15 protein-coding genes, 1 tRNA gene and 3 pseudogenes are annotated in these 20383 nt (G+C 40.8%); 1 reads left to right on the forward strand and 18 read right to left on the reverse strand.

Annotation, left to right across the window (positions count from 1 at the left end; genetic code table 11):
- Positions 1–6 precede the first annotated feature (6 nt).
- From yihA to ACO1D1_RS18885, 13 genes and pseudogenes are all read right to left on the reverse strand, one after another.
- Positions 7–588: a ribosome biogenesis GTP-binding protein YihA/YsxC gene (yihA, locus tag ACO1D1_RS18825; protein WP_149871165.1), complete on the reverse strand. Its 582-nt coding sequence runs from the start codon at positions 586–588 to the stop codon at positions 7–9.
- Positions 585–2912 (reverse strand): endopeptidase La, encoded by a 2328-nt coding sequence (gene lon / locus ACO1D1_RS18830; RefSeq protein WP_149871166.1) that lies wholly within the window; start codon positions 2910–2912, stop codon positions 585–587. The genes yihA and lon overlap by 4 nt, the downstream gene beginning before the upstream one ends.
- Before the next feature lie 203 nt (positions 2913–3115).
- Positions 3116–4783: an ATP-dependent protease LonB gene (gene lonB / locus ACO1D1_RS18835; protein ID WP_149871167.1), complete on the reverse strand. Its 1668-nt coding sequence runs from the start codon at positions 4781–4783 to the stop codon at positions 3116–3118.
- 138 nt (positions 4784–4921) lie between these two features.
- A complete protein-coding gene (gene clpX, locus ACO1D1_RS18840; RefSeq protein WP_149871168.1) occupies positions 4922–6181 on the reverse strand; it encodes an ATP-dependent protease ATP-binding subunit ClpX in 1260 nt (419 codons plus the stop codon).
- Positions 6182–6594: 413 nt separating this feature from the next.
- Positions 6595–7872: a trigger factor gene (tig, locus tag ACO1D1_RS18845; RefSeq protein ID WP_149871169.1), complete on the reverse strand. Its 1278-nt coding sequence runs from the start codon at positions 7870–7872 to the stop codon at positions 6595–6597.
- Between the two features lie 170 nt (positions 7873–8042).
- Positions 8043–9068 carry a tetratricopeptide repeat protein gene (locus ACO1D1_RS18850; protein ID WP_149871170.1) on the reverse strand — a complete coding sequence of 342 codons (1026 nt, stop codon included), beginning with the start codon at positions 9066–9068 and terminating at the stop codon, positions 8043–8045.
- 107 nt (positions 9069–9175) lie between these two features.
- Positions 9176–9252 (reverse strand) — tRNA-Arg (locus ACO1D1_RS18855).
- 110 nt (positions 9253–9362) lie between these two features.
- Positions 9363–9875 carry a metallophosphoesterase gene (locus tag ACO1D1_RS18860; RefSeq protein ID WP_149871171.1) on the reverse strand — a complete coding sequence of 171 codons (513 nt, stop codon included), beginning with the start codon at positions 9873–9875 and terminating at the stop codon, positions 9363–9365.
- The gene (locus ACO1D1_RS18865; protein ID WP_149871172.1) at positions 9872–10483 is read right to left on the reverse strand and encodes an XTP/dITP diphosphatase; all 612 of its coding nucleotides are present in this window, start codon (positions 10481–10483) and stop codon (positions 9872–9874) included. Before ACO1D1_RS18865 ends, ACO1D1_RS18860 begins: the two co-directional genes overlap by 4 nt.
- Positions 10484–10648: 165 nt before the next feature.
- A pseudogene (gene rph, locus ACO1D1_RS18870) lies at positions 10649–11403 on the reverse strand (ribonuclease PH).
- Positions 11404–11506: 103 nt separating this feature from the next.
- The gene (locus ACO1D1_RS18875; RefSeq protein ID WP_423336698.1) at positions 11507–12562 is read right to left on the reverse strand and encodes a GerMN domain-containing protein; all 1056 of its coding nucleotides are present in this window, start codon (positions 12560–12562) and stop codon (positions 11507–11509) included.
- Positions 12563–12683: 121 nt separating this feature from the next.
- Positions 12684–13479, reverse strand: a pseudogene (gene racE / locus ACO1D1_RS18880) (glutamate racemase).
- A 15-nt stretch (positions 13480–13494) separates the two neighbouring features.
- Positions 13495–13944, reverse strand: a pseudogene (locus ACO1D1_RS18885) (MarR family winged helix-turn-helix transcriptional regulator).
- A 231-nt stretch (positions 13945–14175) separates the two neighbouring features.
- On the opposite strand from ACO1D1_RS18885, the gene ACO1D1_RS18890 reads away from it, so the two are divergent.
- Entirely contained in the window at positions 14176–14475 is a 300-nt protein-coding gene (locus tag ACO1D1_RS18890) for a HesB/YadR/YfhF family protein (RefSeq protein ID WP_423336699.1), read from the forward strand.
- 67 nt (positions 14476–14542) lie between these two features.
- Here ACO1D1_RS18890 and ACO1D1_RS18895 read toward each other — a convergent pair whose 3' ends face one another.
- The 5 genes from ACO1D1_RS18895 to sdhA all read right to left on the reverse strand — a co-directional run bounded on the left by ACO1D1_RS18895 (position 14543) and on the right by sdhA (position 20338).
- Positions 14543–16399: a PAS domain S-box protein gene (locus ACO1D1_RS18895; RefSeq protein WP_423336700.1), complete on the reverse strand. Its 1857-nt coding sequence runs from the start codon at positions 16397–16399 to the stop codon at positions 14543–14545.
- Between the two features lie 460 nt (positions 16400–16859).
- Complete coding sequence (gene gerE, locus ACO1D1_RS18900; RefSeq protein WP_007087335.1) at positions 16860–17084, reverse strand: spore germination transcription factor GerE; 225 nt, start codon at positions 17082–17084, stop codon at positions 16860–16862.
- A 141-nt stretch (positions 17085–17225) separates the two neighbouring features.
- A complete protein-coding gene (locus ACO1D1_RS18905; RefSeq protein WP_149871179.1) occupies positions 17226–17687 on the reverse strand; it encodes an acyl-CoA thioesterase in 462 nt (153 codons plus the stop codon).
- Positions 17688–17803: 116 nt separating this feature from the next.
- Entirely contained in the window at positions 17804–18565 is a 762-nt protein-coding gene (gene sdhB, locus ACO1D1_RS18910; RefSeq protein WP_149871180.1) for a succinate dehydrogenase iron-sulfur subunit, read from the reverse strand.
- Positions 18566–18586: 21 nt separating this feature from the next.
- On the reverse strand, positions 18587–20338 hold the full coding sequence (gene sdhA / locus ACO1D1_RS18915) for a succinate dehydrogenase flavoprotein subunit (RefSeq protein WP_149871181.1): 1752 nt from the start codon (positions 20336–20338) through the stop codon (positions 18587–18589).
- Between the last annotated feature and the right edge of the window lie 45 nt (positions 20339–20383).

Here is a 20383-nt window from a genome sequence, read left to right on the forward strand (position 1 = left end):
ATTTTTCTACATATAACTATGCAGGATTTGCCATACTTGATCTTTTCCTTCACCAGTTTCAGAAGAAAAGATGACAATGTGGTCATTTTTATCAAGCTCTAATGTTTCTCGTGTGACCTTAAGATGCTTTTGCCATTTCCCTTTTGGTATCTTATCTGCTTTTGTGGCGATGATGATGCAAGGGATTTCGTAATGCTTTAAAAAATCATACATCATGACATCGTCAGCAGTCGGCGGGTGCCGTAAATCAACGATTAAGACAACGGCCCGCAATTGTTCACGAGTGGTAAAATACGTTTCAATCATCTTTCCCCACGCAGCCCGCTCTGTCTTTGAAACCTTCGCATAGCCGTAACCGGGGACATCAACAAAATGAAGAATTTCATTAATCAAGTAAAAATTAAGTGTCTGCGTCTTCCCAGGCTTTGATGAGATTCTTGCTAGCCCTTTACGATTCAGCATCTTATTAATAAATGAAGACTTCCCAACATTTGAGCGGCCGGCGAGTGCAAATTCAGGCAGTTCTGTTTCCGGGTACTGCTCCGGTTTTACCGCACTAATGATAATTTCCGAACTTACTACCTTCATCGGGGATCACCCTCCAACAAGGCATGCTTCAGAACCTCATCCACATGTGATACCGGTACAAATTCTAAATCATTTCGGACACTTTCAGGAATATCATCAATATCCTTAACATTATCCTTTGGAAGAATGACCTTCGTAAGCCCTGCTCGATGGGCGCTAAGTGTTTTTTCCTTTAAGCCGCCAATCGGAAGAACTCTGCCCCTTAACGTGATCTCGCCTGTCATCCCAACCTCACGGCGAATAGGTCTGCCGGTTAATGCGGAAACAAGTGCAGTTGCCATGGTGATTCCGGCTGATGGTCCGTCTTTTGGAACCGCTCCTTCGGGAACGTGTATATGGATATCATATTTCTCATAAAAGTCTTCTTCAATACCTAGTTCTTTCGCCTTGGAACGAATATAGCTAAAGGCAGCCTGCGCGGATTCCTTCATGACATCTCCAAGCTTTCCAGTTAGAACAAGCTTTCCTTTACCAGGGGAGAGTGAAACCTCAATTTGCAGGGTATCACCGCCCACAGTCGTATAGGCCAAACCTGTTGCAACTCCTACTTGATCCTCCGTTTCCGCCATTCCATAATGGAACCGTGTTTTCCCCAAAAATTCTTCCACGTTCTTTTCAGTAATAATCACGCGCTTTTTCTCACCTGAAACAATGATTTTTGCCGTTTTTCGGCAAATCGTTGCCATTTGACGCTCAAGGCTTCGCACTCCGGCCTCACGAGTATAGTAACGAACCACTTTCAAGATGGCCTCATCACGTACTTGAAGGATTCCTTTTGTTAGTCCATTTTCTTTAATTTGCTTTGGCAGCAAATGGTCTCTGCAAATGTGGACCTTTTCAAGCTCGGTATAGCCTGCAATCGTGATGATTTCCATTCTGTCCAACAACGGCCCGGGGATGGTAGATAGGTTATTGGCGGTCGCTATGAACATGACCTTCGATAAATCGTACGTTTCTTCTATATAATGATCACTAAAATTATGGTTTTGCTCCGGATCTAATACCTCAAGCATCGCACTTGATGGGTCCCCGCGGAAATCGCTCGACATTTTATCAATCTCATCCAGTAAAAAGACCGGATTGATCGTTCCCGCTTTTTTCATCCCTTGGATGATCCGGCCCGGCATCGCTCCAACATAGGTCCTTCGATGTCCGCGAATTTCAGATTCATCGCGAACCCCGCCAAGAGATACACGGACGAAATTTCGATTTAGCGATGTGGCTATCGAACGGGCAAGACTAGTTTTTCCGACACCGGGAGGTCCTGCTAGACAAAGAATAGGTCCTTTCAGAGAATTCGTCAGCTTTTGCACGGCTAAATACTCCAATACCCTCTCCTTTACCTTTTCAAGTCCGTAATGGTCTTGATTTAAAATCTTTTCCGCCCGGATAATATCAATATCATCCTCAGTCTTTTTCGACCATGGAATAGAAATCAACCAATCAATATAATTGCGGATCACAGCACTTTCGGCTGAGCTTGTCGGCACCTTTTCGTAACGGTCAAGCTCTTTCATTGCTGCTTTAAGAACGTGTTCAGGCATACCCGCCTGATTAATTTTTTCGGTTAATGTCGCGATTTCGCCTGTTTTTCCTTCTTTATCGCCTAATTCCTTTTGAATCGCCTTCATTTGCTCACGAAGATAATATTCCTTTTGCGTCCGTTCCATCGATCGTTTTACACGCTGGCCAATCTTCTTTTCAAGATTAAGGACTTCCTTCTCATTATGAATCGTATCAATCAAATGGTTCACACGCTGCTTGATATCAATCAATTCAAGAATCTCTTGCTTTTCCTTCAGCTTGATTGGCAAGTGAGACGCGATAATATCCGCCATCCGGCCCGGTTCCTCAATATCTGCGACAGAGGCGTATGTTTCAGCAGAGATTTTCTTCGATAATTTTATGTATTGCTCGAAATAATCAAGCATCGTTCTCATCAACGCTTGGTCTTCTACATCCTTCGTATCCGGATCGTCATAGGTAACGATACTTACGGAATAATAATCCTCCTCATCATATATCGAGACAATTTCCGCTCTATTTAAGCCTTCTACCAATACGCGTATCGTCCCATTAGGTAATTTAAGCATTTGCTTAACCTTCGTTAACGTTCCAAGTCTATATAAGTCCTCTTCACCAGGTTCATCAACGGAAACATCTTTTTGTGTTGTTAAGAATATTAGGTGGTCATCTACCATTGCTTTTTCGAGTGCCTGTACAGATCTTTCACGGCCTACATCTAAATGAAGGACCATTGTTGGATAGACAAGTAATCCTCGAAGCGGCAGGAGGGGGACGATCAATTCGTTCTTTTTCGCCAAAATACTGCACCTCCACATGCATTTTCTACTGTAAAGCAGAATAGTCTTTGTTGTACAATTCTATCTTATTTGTATTTATGTGTCTATTTTTAGTAAGCGTTGACCTCTCACTTTTGCAATATAATTATTTTCCCCAATAATATGGTTTTCTCTCTTCAAAAAAAAACTTCAGAATGGTTTTTCAACCAAACCGAAGTTCTTTATTATATTGACTCTTTTTTCGTTAATTCAATGGATGCCGGTATGACATCGTTTTTCGGATAGGAATTAACTAAGGCAATTTCAAATACTTCATGCAGGTGGGTAACAGGAACGATGTTTATTCCGTCAATTTCATTTAAGATGGTCTGCCTATTTTCTTCCGGTATAATTACGGTTTTGGCCCCAGCCTTCCGCGCGGCTTTCACTTTCGGATAGACACCGCCAATTGGCTTGACATTGCCGTGAATACTAATCTCACCAGTCATCGCAACGGTGTTATCTATCGGAATTTTATATATGGCAGAGTAAATCCCTGTTGCCATCGCAATCCCGGCCGATGGACCGTCGATTGGAACTCCCCCGGGAAAGTTAACATGGATATCATAGTCGTTGGCCGGAACACCCATCGACCGTAAAACAGTGATGACGTTTTCAATCGAACCGCGCGCCATACTTTTCCGGCGAATCGATTTGCCTTGGCTGCCAATACTTTCTTCTTCCACAATTCCTGTAATATTAATCGAGCCTTTTTCCTTTGCCGGGATGACTGTGACTTCTATTTCGAGCAGTGCCCCGGAATTCGGCCCATAGACAGCAAGTCCATTCACAAGCCCAACATGTGAAATATCATGAATCCTTCTTTCCATTCTCGGTGTCAACTGACTGGCATGGATGACCCACTCGATATCCTCGTCCTTGATGTAATCACGATCCTCTGTAATGGCCAGACCAGCAGCAATCTGAATCATATTGACCGTTTCGCGGCCATTTCTTGCATATGTAGATAATGTATCAACGCCGGTTTCATTAATTTTGAGGTTTACTTTATCAGCCGCTTTTTTCGCAACTGTGACAATCTCTTCCTGATTTAAATCGCGAAAAAAAACCTCCATACACCTTGAACGAATAGCCGGAGGAATTTCACTCGGTGTTCTCGTGGTAGCTCCGATTAAACGGAAATCAGCTGGTAAGCCATTTTTAAAAATATCATGAATATGCGTGGGAATTTGATTGTTTTCCTCATGGTAATAAGCACTTTCGAGGTAAACTTTCCGATCCTCCAAAACTTTTAACAGCTTATTCATTTGAATGGGATGCAGTTCGCCGATTTCATCAATGAATAGGACGCCTCCATGGGCATTTGTTACTGCCCCTTGCTTTGGCTGAGGAATTCCAGCCTGCCCCATCGCCCCTGCTCCTTGATAAATCGGATCATGGACAGAACCGATTAGCGGGTCAGCAATGCCCCGTTCGTCAAATCGTGCTGTTGTCGCATCTAATTCTATAAAAACTGAAGCTGGTTTAAACGGTGATTTCGCATTCTTTTTTGCCTCTTCCAATACAAGCCGCGCTGCTGCTGTTTTGCCGACTCCAGGCGGTCCATAAATAATCACATGCTGTGGGTTCGGACCACACAGGGCCGCTTTTAATGATTTTATTCCATCCTCTTGACCCACAATGTCATTGAAGCTTGAAGGACGAACTTTTTCCGACAGTGGTTCTGTTAAAGATATCGATCGCATTTTTCGCAGCTGTTCCATTTCCTTCCGGGATTCCCGATCAATAGATACTTTTTGCGTACGCTGGTTCCTTAGCAAATTCCAAAAATACAGCCCTATGATAATTCCGAAAAACAGCTGTATAAATAAGGCAATCCCCGTCCAACTCATACTTTTCCCTCCTACACTAAATACTCAATATATATTAATAAGTATTTCCTGTAGAAAGGCGGAATAAACTATAAATATTTAACTGTTCTATCCACTTTATTAAAAAAGACCCGGCCATTAGCCGGGTCTTTCCATATTTTATGCAGATTTTTCTTCCGCAATAACGGTTCCATCTTCTAAAACTAGTTTTGGAACACTTTCACCTAAGACGGTTTCCTTCGTAATAATACACTTTGTGATATCTTCGCGCGATGGAAGGTCAAACATCACATCGAGCATAATTCCTTCAATAATCGAACGTAAACCACGGGCTCCAGTTTTGCGCTCAATTGCTTTCTTGGCAATTTCAACAAGCGCATCATCTTCAAATTGCAGCTCAACATCGTCGATTTCAAGCATTTTTTGATATTGTTTCACAAGCGCATTTTTAGGCTTGGTTAAAATTTCAATTAATGCTGATTCATCTAGCTGTTCTAAGCTGGCAATAACCGGAAGACGTCCGATAAATTCCGGAATTAACCCAAAACGGAGTAAGTCCTCGGGCAATACTTTGGAAAGCAGCTCTTTTTGATTTACCTCCACCTGCTTATTATCTGAACCAAAACCAATGACTTTTTGGCCTAAGCGACGCTTGATAATCGGTTCAATGCCATCAAACGCACCGCCACAGATAAATAAAATGTTCGTGGTGTCGATTTGGATAAATTCTTGATGCGGGTGCTTTCTGCCCCCTTGAGGCGGCACACTTGCCACTGTACCCTCAAGAATTTTCAACAATGCTTGTTGTACGCCTTCACCGGAAACATCCCGTGTAATGGAAGGATTTTCAGATTTACGGGCAATTTTATCAATTTCATCGATATAAATGATTCCTTTTTCTGCTTTTTCTACATCATAATCAGCCGATTGAATCAGTTTTAATAAAATGTTTTCTACGTCTTCACCCACGTATCCAGCCTCTGTCAGTGAAGTTGCATCTGCAATCGCAAATGGCACATTCAAAATCCGCGCCAATGTTTGTGCCAATAAGGTTTTACCGCTACCAGTCGGCCCAATCATACAGATATTACTTTTTGCCAGCTCAACATCATCAATTTTACTGTTGGAATTGATGCGCTTGTAGTGGTTGTATACGGCAACAGACAGCGATTTTTTCGCTTGGTCTTGGCCGATGACATAATCGCCCAGAATTTCACAGATTTCCTTTGGCTTAGGAACATCTTTAAACTCTACTTCTTCTTCTGTTCCAAGTTCTTCTTCAACGATTTCCGTGCAAAGCTCGATGCATTCATCACATATATATACACCCGGCCCAGCTACTAATTTACGAACTTGATCCTGTGTTTTGCCACAGAAGGAACATTTTAATTGTCCTTTTTCGTCATTAAATTTAAACAATCCTTTCACCCCTCAAAACGTGTTAAAACCCCTATTAAAGCTCGCGAATTACACAAACAAAGTCCGAGTTTTCTAATATTTCTGGTGGTATGTATTTTGCATTGTAACACATTTAACCAATGGACTGGAACTAAAACGCTTTACATTATTATGTTTTCTCTTCCCGTTATTTGTTTGTGTTCCTCACATGTAAAAATTATGTACTCATTAATCTTAACCATTATTATTAAAAATAAGACAAAACCTTTATGAAAAATAATTATTCGCCATCGATCGAATTATTTCCTGCTTCCGTCATCCATGTCCATTGTTAAAAAGGTTTCCCTGTCCTTATTATAATATGTAATTGAAAAAAAGTATAAAACAAGACACGATTATTTATCGTGTCTTGCTCATATTTCATAATTTATCCATTATTTCTTGTTTTCAACAAGAAAGTTTACTGCTTTTTGAAGTTTAAGATCTGCTTTGATGCCGTCTAAACCGCCAAGAGCTTGGGTAATGGTGTCTACAGGCATGTTGTAAGTGCCGGCCATTTTCTCAAGTTCTGCATTCACATCTTCTTCAGTCACTTCAAGGTTTTCAGCTTTAGCAATCGCTTCTAATGTTAGGTTAATTTTCACGCGCTTTCCAGCTTCTTCCTTCATTTGCTCGCGAAGTGCATTTTCATCTTGACCTGAGAATTGGAAGTATAATTCAAGGTTCATACCTTGCATTTGCAGGCGTTGTTCGAATTCTTGAAGCATACGGTTTACTTCGTTAGTCACCATTACTTCTGGAATTTCAACTTCTGCATTTTCTGCAGCTTTTTCCACTACAGTATCACGAAGGTGGTGTTCAGCTTCATGCTTTTTGCTGTCTTCTAAACGAGTTTTGATTTTTTCTTTTAATGCATCTAATGTTTCCACTTCTTCGTCTACATCTTTTGCAAACTCGTCATCTAATGCAGGAAGTTCTTTTCCTTTAATTTCATGAATAGTTACTTTAAATGTAGCTGGCTTACCTGCAAGCTCTGCTGCATGATATTCTTCTGGGAAAGTTACTTCCACATCTTTCGATTCGCCAGTTGCAACGCCAACTAATTGCTCTTCAAATCCAGGAATGAATGATCCTGAACCTAGTTCTAGTGAGTGATTTTCAGCTTTTCCGCCTTCGAACGCTTCACCGTCAACGAATCCTTCAAAGTCAAGAACTACTGTATCACCGTTTTCAGCTGTACCTTCTTCTTTAACTACAAGCTCAGCTTGACGGTTTTGCATTGTTTCTAATTCTTTTTGTACATCTTCATCTGTAACAGCTGCATCGAGTTCTTCCACTTCTAAGCCCTTGTATTCGCCTAATTTTACTTCTGGCTTCACTTGAACAGTTGCTTTGAAGATCAAGACTTTGCCTTTTTCCATTTGTTCGATATCGATATCAGGACGGTCGATTGGCTCGATTCCTGTTTCGTCAATTGCATTTCCGTATGCTTCTGGAAGAAGAATATCTAATGCATCTTGATAAAGTGATTCTACACCGAAACGCTTTTCGAACATTCCGCGAGGCATTTTCCCTTTACGGAAGCCAGGAACGTTTACTTGTTTTACAACTTTTTGGAATGCTGCGTCTAAGCCTTCGCTCACCTTTTCAGCATCTACTTCAACTGTAAGGACGCCGCTGTTTCCTTCTAATTTTTCCCATTTTGCTGTCATACTTTTTTCCCTCCAACAAATCTATTCTCATTTCATTCGATAACGAATTTGAGTCGGAATATGCCTTGTCTATCAAGCCACTTTTCCATCATTTAAATGTAAAATATAGTTTTTTACACAATGCAACCCCTACATTATATCATAGGTTTGCTCTCTTTCAACAGTGAGACCTAAATATTAGGATAGGAAATTTTCTCAATCTCCTCTATTAGAGCCATTGCCTGCTCTATTTCTTGCAGTTCGGCGCCATATTCATTTGCTAGTTTACTCACTATCGGCTCGATCCCCAAGTATTCTTGGGCTAGTTTATGAAAGGCCGCCGCCCATGCTGCTGGATCTTCGGGCTCTAATTCAAACGGATAACTGATAAAAAATGTCCGTTCTACCATTCCAATGGTATTTTCAAAGAGACCCGGATTTTTACTTTCCAAACTATTTTCTAGTATTTTTTTTACCTTTACCATTTTCGGCAGGGTTCTCACTTCAGGCAATTCTGTAGGAATGAAAGTTTTCTCTTTTAAAAACTTCCTCACGACCAGTTCCTTGTTAATTTCTTGTTCTTTTAAAAGAGTGACCAGCATGGTCTTTACAAAAGAATGGCCAGTATCCGTTTTTAAGTAGTCTGCAATTTCATCAAGATATGGCCGAATATTTTTCTCCGCCAAACTTGCAACTGCCAGCATTTGTTCATTTAAATTATTTTTTGAAAGGAGCTGCAGGCTCTGTCTCTCGGGTGCAGGTTCTTCTTCTTCTTCTTCTGGCGGCTGGCGATTTTCGGCCATCCGCCGGCTAAATTGCAGGATGGTTAAAAAATGATCATGTTTTTCTGGCGGAATCTCTTTTTCCTCTAGCAACGCCTCGATGGTCATAACAATTTCTTGGTATTCGTGAAGCTGAATCAGCACGGTCAGATAAAGATCGACCATTTGAAAATAGTCGCCAATTCCTTTTAATAGCATTTCATTTGCAAGGACTTTTGCTTGTTTAAAAGACCCCGCTTCAAAATAGGCAAGGACTAGCCCGATTAAAATATCGTCATTTTCCTGATCCAGCTCTCTCGCTTCTTCCAACAGCGATATTGCTTCTTTGAAATTTCTCTTTTCAAGACTTTCTAAGCCTTTATGGGTTAATCGCTTTTCCAGTCCGGGAAAATAGACCACATTATCTTTCCGTTTCACCTGTTCCCGTTTTTTCATTCCATATCCGTCCTTCAGTATGTCGTTGAAAAATAGTGTAGCACATATAAAATACAAAAAAAACTCACCTGCACTGGTGAGTTGGAAATTCTGGTATGTAGTTTAAATGGCGTCCCAGGAGAGATTCGAACTCCCGACCGTACGCTTAGAAGGCGTATGCTCTATCCGGCTGAGCTACTGGGACTTAACAGTGTATCAAAGACAAGATTTATTATATTATCATACCATCTAAAAGTCAACTGGTTTTTAATCATTTTTTAATTAATGAAAGGGGAATGACAATCCCCCTCATGTTTACAGTACAAATTCCCTGGCCAAGTCTTTCATTTCGTGGCCGTTTACTTCAAATACTGACAGCTTTATTCGATCGTTTAACAAATGAAGGATAACATAAGTTTTTTCCAAACGCTCACGCGGAAGGAGGATGCTTCCAGGGTTCAAAAATAAGGTCTCGTCAATCATTTCAGCCCCAAGGACATGTGAGTGACCAAAGCAGACGATATCGGCATTTACTTCCTTTGCCTTATATTTTAGATTCATTAATGTTGATTTCACGGAGTAGCGGTGTCCATGTGTAATAAAAATTTTTCGCCCAGCTGCCTCAGCAGTTGTTTCCATTGGATAACCGCCGCCGAAATCACAATTCCCCATTACGGTTAAGTAACCGGAAATGGCTTTGTCATCATGTGCTAACTGCGAATCACCGCAGTGGATCATTAAATCAACTTCGTTTAAATGTCTTTCCCTTACCATTTCTAGTTCCTTCGTCAATCCGTGGCTATCGCTTATCACTAGCACCTTGCTCATGACTGTTTTGCACTCTCCAAAATGGAATCCAAAATTACATCCAGCTTTTTCAAGGCATTGGCCCTGTGGCTGATCGAATTTTTTTCATCTGAAGACAGCTCCGCCATGGCCACTCCTTTTTCCGGCACATAAAAAACCGGGTCATACCCAAAGCCATTTGACCCGCGGGGGGCTTCAAGAATCCGTCCTTCACAGGAGCCTGACACCGTCCGCGTTTCTTTTCCGGGAATTGCTATTGCCAACGCACAGTAAAATCTTGCCGATCTCTCGCTTTCAGGGACACCCTGCAACTCCGATAGCACTTTATCCGTGTTGTTTTGGTCATTTTTTGGCTCGCCTGCATAACGGGCAGAATAGATTCCCGGTTTGCCTTCTAGTGCGTCCACCATTAGGCCGGAATCATCGCCAATGACCATTTTATTAAGTGCTTGGGAAACCGCTTCAGCTTTGAGGATGGCATTTTCTTCAAAGGTTGTACCTGTTTCTTCTACTTCAGGAATTTCGGGAAAATCAAGCAATGTCTTCACTTCGATTCCTCTGTTTGCAAAAATATGTTCAAACTCCCGTGCTTTTCCGGGATTTTTTGTTGCAATAATCACTTCATTCATTAATAATCGCCTCTTTTAATAAATCATTTTTAGTTGAAAAATTGTTTTTTGAGTAGATCGCTAATTGAATTGTATTATCAGCTGATTGAAATACGTTATCCGCTGATTGAATCCGGTTATCCGCTAATTAGCCTATCTTTTTTCAAAATCACTACAAAATTAAGGTTATTTCTTCCGTCTGCCCTCTATTTTTCGCATAATTTCCTCGCCCAATGCCGCTTTTTGGTGTTCAAACAGTTCCGTCAGCCCTGCTTGCGCCGCATCCAGCAAGCCTTGCAGTTGATTGTAGGAAAAGGTTGATTCTTCGCCGGTTCCTTGCAGCTCAACAAACTCGCCGCTTCCGGTCATCACGATATTCATATCGACGTGGGCCTTGGAGTCCTCAGCATAGTTTAAGTCGAGCACAACTCCGCCATCTCCCAAGATTCCGACGCTCGTTGCCGCTAAATAATCGGTAATCGGAAATTTTGAAAATGACTTTTTTTCAGCTAATGCATTCAAGGCAAGTGCCATCGCGACGAATGCACCAGTGATGGAGGCAGTCCTTGTTCCGCCATCTGCTTGAATGACATCACAATCAATCCAAACCGTCCGCTCGCCGATTGCGCCAAGGTCGACAATCGCCCTTAGTGCACGGCCAATCAGCCGCTGAATTTCCATTGTGCGCCCGGATACCTTTCCTTTTGATGATTCGCGGATGTTTCTTGATTCCGTAGCTCTTGGAAGCATCGAATATTCAGCTGTTATCCAGCCCTTGCCTTCCCCCTCATAAACGGAGGAACCCGTTCTTCAATGCTCGCTGAACAAATCACCTTTGTATTCCCAACAGAAATAAGGACAGAACCTTCTGGATGGATTAAATAATTTGTTTCAATATGTATAGGTCTTAGCTGTAATGGCTCTCTTCCATCGACGCGCACAAACCTTCCTCCTTCAGCGTATACTATTTTTTCAAATAAAGAAGAGGCGGCACTAAGCCAACCTCTCTTATTGTCCACTATATAGTATAACAAAAATGTTTTTTTAAAAACTACCTGTATTGACTTTTTCCGGACGTGTGACCGGCTCCGATAATTTTTTCCCTTTATCATTCTTTATTTCAGCTTTACCGTCAACCTGAATCGCCACTTTTTCAACTCCTTGCTGTTCCGTTAAGGAGAGCACGATAGTATCTAGTAATGATTGTGAAATCTCCATTTTCTCAGAACTATCTAAAATGTTCTTATTGAAGTTCAAGGTGACTGTTCCGTCTTGATATTTTGGAGCCTCAAGCAATTTCACATCAGAAACAAACTCAGACGCAAGAGTAGATTTTCCGCTTGGCCCTTTAATTAGTTCGTTAACGACCGCAGCATATTGATCCTTCTCGTTATTGCTAATTCGGCGAGTGACAGGAACATAGTAGTAGGAGCCCTCTTCACCACCAATATAATACACAGTAACAGGCTTCGTATTGGTAATATCGACGACATCGTTTGTATCAATATTGATTCCTGTCGCTCTTGATAGATTTTGGCTGATTGGGGTGCCATTGACTGGCATTTCTGTCAGTTCATGCCCGTTCATTTTCAATTTGACCGATTTGACATTATCAAATTGCGTTAGCGTCCATGTGACCGATTGAAGTATCTTCATCTCATCTTCCGGTTTATAATCCTTAAATTCTTTTGAAAAATCAACCGTTGCAACGCCTGTTTCTTTATCAATGTTGACGGAGAGCTCTGTATCCTCAGGGAGGACGGCTCTAAAATCATTTGGGAGCATGTTCGTTACTGGACCATTTGCTACCAAATACTGAAGTGCTTGTGTTGCAACAGAAGCTTTTTTCGGCAAGTCTAATGTTTGCGGGACGACGTAACCGTCCTTATCAATTAAATATAGTTCAGTCTTGATGACGTCCTCTGCCTTGGCCTTTTCTTTAGCAGCTGTTTCCTTGCTTACTGGTTTTTCGGTGACCGTCACACTTTTTGGCGGATCGATTTTCTTTTCTTTTTCCCCGCCAAACAAGCCGCAGCCGGAAAGCAATACTGTTGAGGTAAGCACCGTTACACCCAGGATTTTGGCTTTATTTTTAGACACATTAATTCCCCCCTAAGACAGTTTGTACTATCATATATACGAGCTATATGCGAAATTAGACCGCTTAGTGAAAGAAAAATAGAATAAATTTATAAAAAAAGCCCCTATCATTGATAGGAACTCATAGTTTTATTTTATTCACATGATCAACTGGAATCCCCAGCCACTGGGAGGCAATTTTTGAAAAAAGCCTTTTTGAGCCGGTTGTATAAAACTCATGCTCCGGCACAGACTCTAATTCATCGAGCTGCCCACTGTATTGAAGGATCGCACTAATTTCATGGGCTGTTTCGTCACCGGAACTAATGACATGTACCGTTTCGCCCATAACATTTTTTATCAGCGGTTCCAGCAAAGGATAATGTGTGCAGCCTAAAATCAAGGTATCCAAATGTTGGTTTAATAACGGCTTTAACGCCTCATCCACTATTCTTTCGGCAATCGGTCCATTATATTCACCGCTTTCCACGAGCGGGACAAATTTAGGGCAGGCATGACTCGTAACAAAAAGACGGCTGTTTAGCGATTTTAATGCCTTTTCATAGGCACCACTTTTAACTGTGCCCACTGTGCCGATAATGCCAACTCGATAGTTTTTCGTCCGCTTAATGGCTGCACGTGCCCCGGGATTAATTACCCCGAGAACAGGGATCGGCAATTCCTTGCGAATCTCATCAAGTGCCGCTGCGGTTGCGGTATTGCAAGCAATCACCAGCATTTTGATGTTTTTTTCTAATAAAAAAGTGGTCATTTCCCAAGTGAATCTCTTTACTTTCCTGCCTCGATCTTGGACCATAGGGGCAACGGGCCGTATCCCCCAAATAAATGATTTTCTCGTTTGGAAGCTGTCTAATAATTTCTTTGGCAACGGTTAATCCACCGACACCGGAATCTATTACACCTATTGGTTGTTTCAAACATCTCGCCTCATTCTAACGCATTTCCTGATGAAGTTTCATCAGACCGGTTTGAAGAAGTTGAATTTCTTCCGTTGAGAAATTTTTTAACACTTCTTCCAAATAAACTTGTCGTTTTTTGATGACTTCATCAATAATTCTCTTACCTTCTTCAAGCAGGTGAATCCTGACCACTCAACGGTCACTTGGATTCTTCACTCGTTCTACAAGTAAATTCTTCTCCATCCGATCGACAAGGTCTGTCGTCGTACTGCAGGCCAAATACATTTTGTTCGATAGCTCACCGATGGTCATATCGCCCTCTTCAAAAAGCCATTGCAAGGCCACAAATTGGGGAGGAGTAATCTTATAATGACTTAACATTTCTCTGCCCTTTTGTTTGATAATACCAGATATATAACGTAAATCCTTTTCAATATTAGCAAAAATCTCCTCAGTACCTTTTTGCGGATTTTCGAGTTCCATTGATTTAACACTCCTAAAATATGCTTATCCTCAAGGCCAATTATTTAAAAAATTCTTAGTAAAATAATTTTAGCTTGTCTTTATTTTCACCTTTTTCCGGCAAAATTTCAAGCTGAAACTGTTCGAAAACTACTTAGCCTTTTGATCCAATCAAATTAGTTTCACATTCATTGGAGATATTATAGAATGATGAACAGATAAAATGACTTCAATACAGTGGGGGTTTTTCTCATGCAGATCAACATAAGTAATGCAGCTATAAAGTGGTTTCAGGAAGAAGTGGAATTAAAAAAGGGGAATAAAGTGAGGTTCTACACGCAAATTTACGGGAGCAGTCCTGTACAAGAAAATTTCGCCTTGGGGTTTACAGTCGATAATGAACCGGTCGATATGTCTGTGAAAACCGAAATAGAAGGAATTACTTTTTTCATTGAAGGAACAGATTTATGGTTTTTTAATGGACATGATTTACATGTTGATTACAATCCACAAAAAGATGAAGTGGAATATAGTTATACAATAAGTGAATAAACAAATATACCGGCTTCCAATTGGATGCCGGATTTTTTCACTTCAAGCACTTCCCTCAAGGGAATGGCTACTTCTGGTTATATCTTGCCATCGGTAAAATAACTTCTATGATGGTACCTTTTTGATCACTCCAGAAATGAATCGTACCCTCATGATTTTCAATAATATGTTTGGATATCATGATTCCTAAACCGGTGCCGTCCTCCTTTGTAGTAAAAAACGGCTCCCCCAGGCGTTTTAAAATATGCTGAGGCATCCCGCTGCCGGTATCTTTAAAGAGCAGCTTTACCTTATTGAAACTATATTTTTTCAGTTCAATGGTAATGATACCGCCTTTTGGCATTGCTTCAATGGCATTTTTTAAGATATTGATAAACACCTGTTTTAACTGATTCTTATCACCATTGATGGTGATATTTTTAGAGCTGTAAATCGTTTCAATACGGACACCATTCATGATTGCCTGGGTATCTATTAACATTTTCACACTTTCAATTAGCTTGATTAAATCTACTGTTTCAAACTTTAGCTCGTGAGGCTTGGAAAGTACTAATAACTCACTTAGAATTAGCTCGATTCGATCCATCTCAGATTGGATGATCTCAAAGTAATTTTGATTATGATCTGATTGTGCCTCCATTAATTGAAGAAACCCTTTAATAGCAGTAAGCGGATTACGAACTTCATGAGCAATCCCTGCAGCCAGCTGCCCCGCCACATTTAACTTTTCGGAGTTGAGTAATAGTTCTTGTGTCTTTTTCCGTTCCATGATATCCCTAAAGATAATATGTCTCGCTGGTTTACTCTGGAAAATAGTAGGTAACTCTTTTACCTCCGCTACAAAAACAGTGCCATCCAAACGGATTAGTTTAAATTCCAAAAAGTCTGTAGCTTCCCCTCTTAATACAACTTGAATTCGTTCTTTTGCAATCTCTTGATAATCCGGATGGATGATGTCGGAAATCCCGATATTATAAATATCTTCTTTATTTGCTGCTCCTAATAATGTGGCTGCTGTTTCATTTATATAAAGGAACTGATCGCCACTTGCGATAAACACAGCATCAGGTGAGTACTCAACAATGTCACGATAGGTTTCTTCTCGTTTTTTCGCTTCTTCTTCCACCTTTGTCTGTGCCGAAATATCTCTAAGAACACTAACCACCTCAAGCACATGACGGGTTTCAGGATCAATAATCGGTTTACAAATAGACTCTACCCAAACAAAATCTCCGTCTTTTTTCAAAATACGATAGCATTCTCTGCCGTTTTCCAGGGTGCTGAGGACTTTTTTTCGATTATAATAAGCGTTTTTTGCATCATCAGGATGAATGAAGGCAAAACTATTTTGATTGACCACTTCATCGGCAGTATAACCGAGAATATGGACACAGGATGGTGATACGTAGAGGATTTCCCCCTTTAAATTCGTGCTAATGATCAGATCTAAAACATTATCCGTTAGGATCTTGTGCATTTCTTCCACTTTTCTTACTTCTTCTTTTCTTCTCTTTAATTCAGTTATATCCCTGGCAACAGCACAAACACCTGTTATTTGATTATTCACACTAATTGGGACATTTGTAATATTTAAATCAACCAGTTCCCCGTTTTTACTCGTCATTTTACAATCATAATTTTGAAATTGGCCAAGAACGGCTTTATGAAAATGATGAAATACTTTATTTACATAATTAATAGGAAAAAGAAATTGGAGCTTCACCTGTTTCGCTGCTTCTGCTTCATATCCCGAAAGTCTTTCAAACTTAGGGTTCACTTGCACAATATTTCCTTCAATATCCAAGATAAAAATACCATCGAGGTTATCAGTGAACAATGTTTCACACCTGCTCCTATTTTCATCTAGAAATTCTAACAAAAGCATTCTCTTCTCGTTTTTAATTGTTTCAACAGGACCGTTCATCTCTCTCTATCAGTTCCTTTCCCGGCGATTTTAATTAAAAAATAAAAAGCCAAGATGAGTAAGACTCCCCATCTTGGCTTGTGTCTAGCTCACTGTCTAACTCACTACCGCCTCTATGATGCTAATGTTTAAATCAGTACGATGGTCCTAGTATCTATGTATACAGCCTAATCCGCAAACTATCATTTACTTCATTTGCTACTTGGATTCTAAATTATTTCTGTTTCTATTGTTATTGTAAATTTTACTGATAAAACTTTCAAGGCATTTCAACTATTTTCCATTGACTTATATAACATTTAATCCGTTTAGCCCATATTTTCATTGTGATTGGATTTTAAATTGGATAAAGCCATTTGTACTACCATTTGGATGTTGCAGGAAATTATTCCAATCCCGTTTCGAACCAGTCATTAGAAAAAGATGAACCGGCCTCCAAAAGATGGATGCCGGTCATCATTTAAAGTTCTAGCTCTCCCATACGAAGGAGCTCTACAACTGCTTGTGAACGCCCCTTAACACCAAGCTTCTGCATGGCATTTGAAATGTGATTCCTAACGGTTTTCTCGCTTATAAATAATTCACCAGCGATTTCTTTCGTTGTTTTGTCTTGTACTAGTAGTTCGAATACTTCTCTTTCACGTTTGGTGAGTAGCGGCTTGTGATTATAATCATTCTCCTTCAAGTATTGTAACCCTCCTTGCCTTCGCCAGTAATGAATCGTGGGGTGGGTATATATTTAGTCAACATATCTTATGTGAACGATACAAATGTAGTGACTATAATTGCTTTAAGGAGAACGATTTTGTTAAAATAAATCTGTTTATTATCTAACTTTCTTGAGGCTGACAAGGATATTTCTCATTTCCTCAGTCCACGGAACCCCTCTGCCCGTCCTTTTCGAGATTTGTACCATGGTTCCTCTGCCGACAAACCCGGCAGATCCATCTTCTTTTTTCGCCAGATAGTGAATGTCGATAGACGAATTCCCAACAGATTGTGCCTTTACATAAATGGTTAACCTTTCATCGAAAAAGACTTGCTGTAAAATGTCACATTGAAGATCAGCCACCACGGGAATAGTATCACTTTCCGGCCGTGTCCATTGCTCCATTAACCCGATGGATTGAAAAAATTTAATCCTTGCCGCTTCGAAATAAACGAAGGGAACCGTATTATTCATATGCCCAAACATATCCGTCTCGGAGAAACGAACCGTGACAGAGGTATGAAATTCAAACTCCTGCTCCCATTGATGAAGATCCTCGATGTACGATGCTTTTCCCATTTTGCCAAACTCCTTCGCAAATATGAATATCCATTCATTTTTATACTAATTATATCGTTCTTTTTATAAAATAGAAATGAAAAAGACACCCGATAATCGGATGCCTTTGGTTCTTATTAGTCTTGATCGCTTCCGAAGAAGTTCCTAAATGCCTGCATTGTTGCATCACGGTTAATAGCTGCAATGGAAGTCGTAATTGGAATACCTTTTGGACATGCTTGCACACAGTTTTGGGAGTTCCCGCAACCTTGCATTCCCCCGTCCTCCATGAAAGCATTTAAGCGTTCTGCTTTATTCATCGCACCTGTTGGATGGGCATTGAATAAGCGGACTTGGTTAAATACAGCTGGTCCCATGAAGTTGGTTTTGCTGTTAACGTTAGGACATGCTTCTAAACAAACACCACATGTCATACATTTAGATAATTCATATGCCCACTGGCGTTTATTCTCGGGCATACGCGGTCCCGGTCCTAAATCATAGGTTCCGTCAATTGGGATCCATGCTTTTACCTTTTTCAAGGAATCAAACATTCTGCTGCGGTCCACCTGTAGATCACGGACGACAGGGAAGGTACGCATTGGCTCTAAACGGATTGGCTGTTCTAATTGATCAACAAGTGCCGAGCAGGATTGACGCGGCTTGCCATTGATGACCATTGAACAAGCACCGCAAACCTCTTCAAGACAGTTCATATCCCAAGTAATAGGGGTTGAGGCTTGTCCCTTCGCGTTTACAGGATTTTTACGAATTTCCATTAACGCCGAAATAACATTCATATTCGGACGGTAGGGAACCTCAAATTCCTCCTCAAAAGGAGCAGAATCTGGACCATCTTGACGCATTATTTTAAACTTTACTGTTTTATTTTCAGACATTCTTTCCTACTCCCCTTTCTATTAATGCTTTTTAGTGTAATCGCGTTCACGCGGCTTAAGCAACGATGTATCAACATCTTCATAATGGAAGGCAGGAGCAGATGTAGAATCAACAAATTTAGCCATTGTTGTTTTTAAGAATTCTTCATCATTCCGTTTCGGGAAGTCTGGTTTATAATGTGCACCACGGCTTTCATTACGGTTGTATGCGCCGATGGTAATAACACGTGCCAATTGCAGCATATTCTGTAATTGGCGTGTAAAGGCTGCTCCTTGGTTGCTCCATTTTGATGTATCATGGATATTAATGTTTTGGTACCGCTCTAAAAGCTCCTGAATCTTTTCATCTGTTTTTAACAGCTGATCATTGTAACGGACTACTGTTACGTTATCTGTCATCCATTCCCCAAGTTCTTTATGAAGTACATACGCATTTTCTGTGCCATTTAGAGACATAATAGCATTCCATTTCTCTTCCTGCTCTTTCACGTGACGATCAAAGATTGTAGAAGAAATCGCTTCAGAACTCTTTTCAAGCCCGTCGACGTACTTCACCGCGTTCGGTCCGGCAACCATTCCGCCATAAACGGCTGAAAGCAAGGAGTTAGCACCAAGACGGTTGGCGCCATGCTGTGAATAATCACATTCACCGGCAGCGAATAGGCCTGGAATAGTAGTCATTTGATCATAATCAACCCATAGTCCGCCCATTGAATAGTGAACAGCTGGGAATATTTTCATTGGAACCTTACGTGGATTATCACCCATGAATTTTTCGTAAATCTCGATAATACCACCCAGTTTTACGTCTAATTCATGTGGATCTTTATGAGATAAATCAAGGAATACCATATTTTCGCCGTTAATTCCAAGCTTCTGACGAACGCAAACATCAAAGATTTCACGTGTGGCAATATCCCGTGGAACAAGGTTTCCGTATGCCGGATATTTTTCTTCTAAGAAGTACCATGGTTTCCCATCTTTATATGTCCAAATTCGTCCGCCTTCACCACGAGCTGACTCACTCATTAAACGGAGCTTATCATCACCAGGGATGGCAGTTGGATGAATTTGAATCATTTCTCCATTTGCGTAAGTTGCTCCCTGCTGGTACACGATTGATGCAGCAGATCCTGTATTAATAACGGAGTTCGTTGACTTACCAAAAATAATTCCAGGACCGCCGGTTGCCATAATAACGGCATCAGCAGAAAACGACTTAATTTCCATTGTTTTAAGGTTTTGGACAACCACCCCGCGGCATACGCCATCATCATCTACAACGGCACCGAGGAATTCCCAGCCCTCATACTTTGTTACCAAACCATCTACTTCGTGACGACGAACCTGCTCATCTAGTGCATATAGCAATTGCTGTCCAGTTGTTGCGCCGGCAAATGCAGTACGGTGGTGCTGTGTTCCACCAAAGCGCCGGAAGTCTAATAAGCCTTCAGGAGTACGGTTAAACATTACTCCCATCCGGTCAAATAAATTAATAATAAACGGTGCAGCTTCACACATCGCCTTTACCGGAGGCTGATTGGCTAAGAAATCACCGCCATAAATGGTATCGTCAAAGTGAATCCACGGAGAATCACCTTCACCTTTTGTATTTACAGCTCCATTAATACCGCCTTGGGCACAAACAGAGTGAGAACGTTTAACCGGAACAAGAGAAAATAGTTCTACCGGTGTTCCCGATTCTGCAACCTTGATGGTAGCCATTAAGCCTGCTAAGCCGCCGCCGACTACGATCACTTTACCTTTACCCATTCGTGACTCACTCCCTCAATCCAAAATACAATATTTTTCCGAACA

The organism is Neobacillus sp. 19 (assembly GCF_049463095.1).
Taxonomy (GTDB): domain Bacteria; phylum Bacillota; class Bacilli; order Bacillales; family Cytobacillaceae; genus Neobacillus.

Excerpts from the sequence above, each read along its gene's own strand:
- ACO1D1_RS18890 (WP_423336699.1), top strand. The coding sequence starts at position 14,176 with ATGCAGATCAACATAAGTAATGCAGCTATAAAGTGGTTTCAGGAAGAA.
- sdhA (WP_149871181.1), bottom strand. The coding sequence starts at position 20,338 with ATGGGTAAAGGTAAAGTGATCGTAGTCGGCGGCGGCTTAGCAGGCTTA.
- sdhB (WP_149871180.1), bottom strand. The coding sequence starts at position 18,565 with ATGTCTGAAAATAAAACAGTAAAGTTTAAAATAATGCGTCAAGATGGT.
- ACO1D1_RS18860 (WP_149871171.1), bottom strand. The coding sequence starts at position 9,875 with ATGAGCAAGGTGCTAGTGATAAGCGATAGCCACGGATTGACGAAGGAA.
- ACO1D1_RS18905 (WP_149871179.1), bottom strand. The coding sequence starts at position 17,687 with ATGGGAAAAGCATCGTACATCGAGGATCTTCATCAATGGGAGCAGGAG.
- ACO1D1_RS18850 (WP_149871170.1), bottom strand. The coding sequence starts at position 9,068 with ATGAAAAAACGGGAACAGGTGAAACGGAAAGATAATGTGGTCTATTTT.
- ACO1D1_RS18895 (WP_423336700.1), bottom strand. The coding sequence starts at position 16,399 with ATGAACGGTCCTGTTGAAACAATTAAAAACGAGAAGAGAATGCTTTTG.
- yihA (WP_149871165.1), bottom strand. The coding sequence starts at position 588 with ATGAAGGTAGTAAGTTCGGAAATTATCATTAGTGCGGTAAAACCGGAG.
- tig (WP_149871169.1), bottom strand. The coding sequence starts at position 7,872 with ATGACAGCAAAATGGGAAAAATTAGAAGGAAACAGCGGCGTCCTTACA.
- lonB (WP_149871167.1), bottom strand. The coding sequence starts at position 4,783 with ATGAGTTGGACGGGGATTGCCTTATTTATACAGCTGTTTTTCGGAATT.
- ACO1D1_RS18865 (WP_149871172.1), bottom strand. The coding sequence starts at position 10,483 with ATGAATGAAGTGATTATTGCAACAAAAAATCCCGGAAAAGCACGGGAG.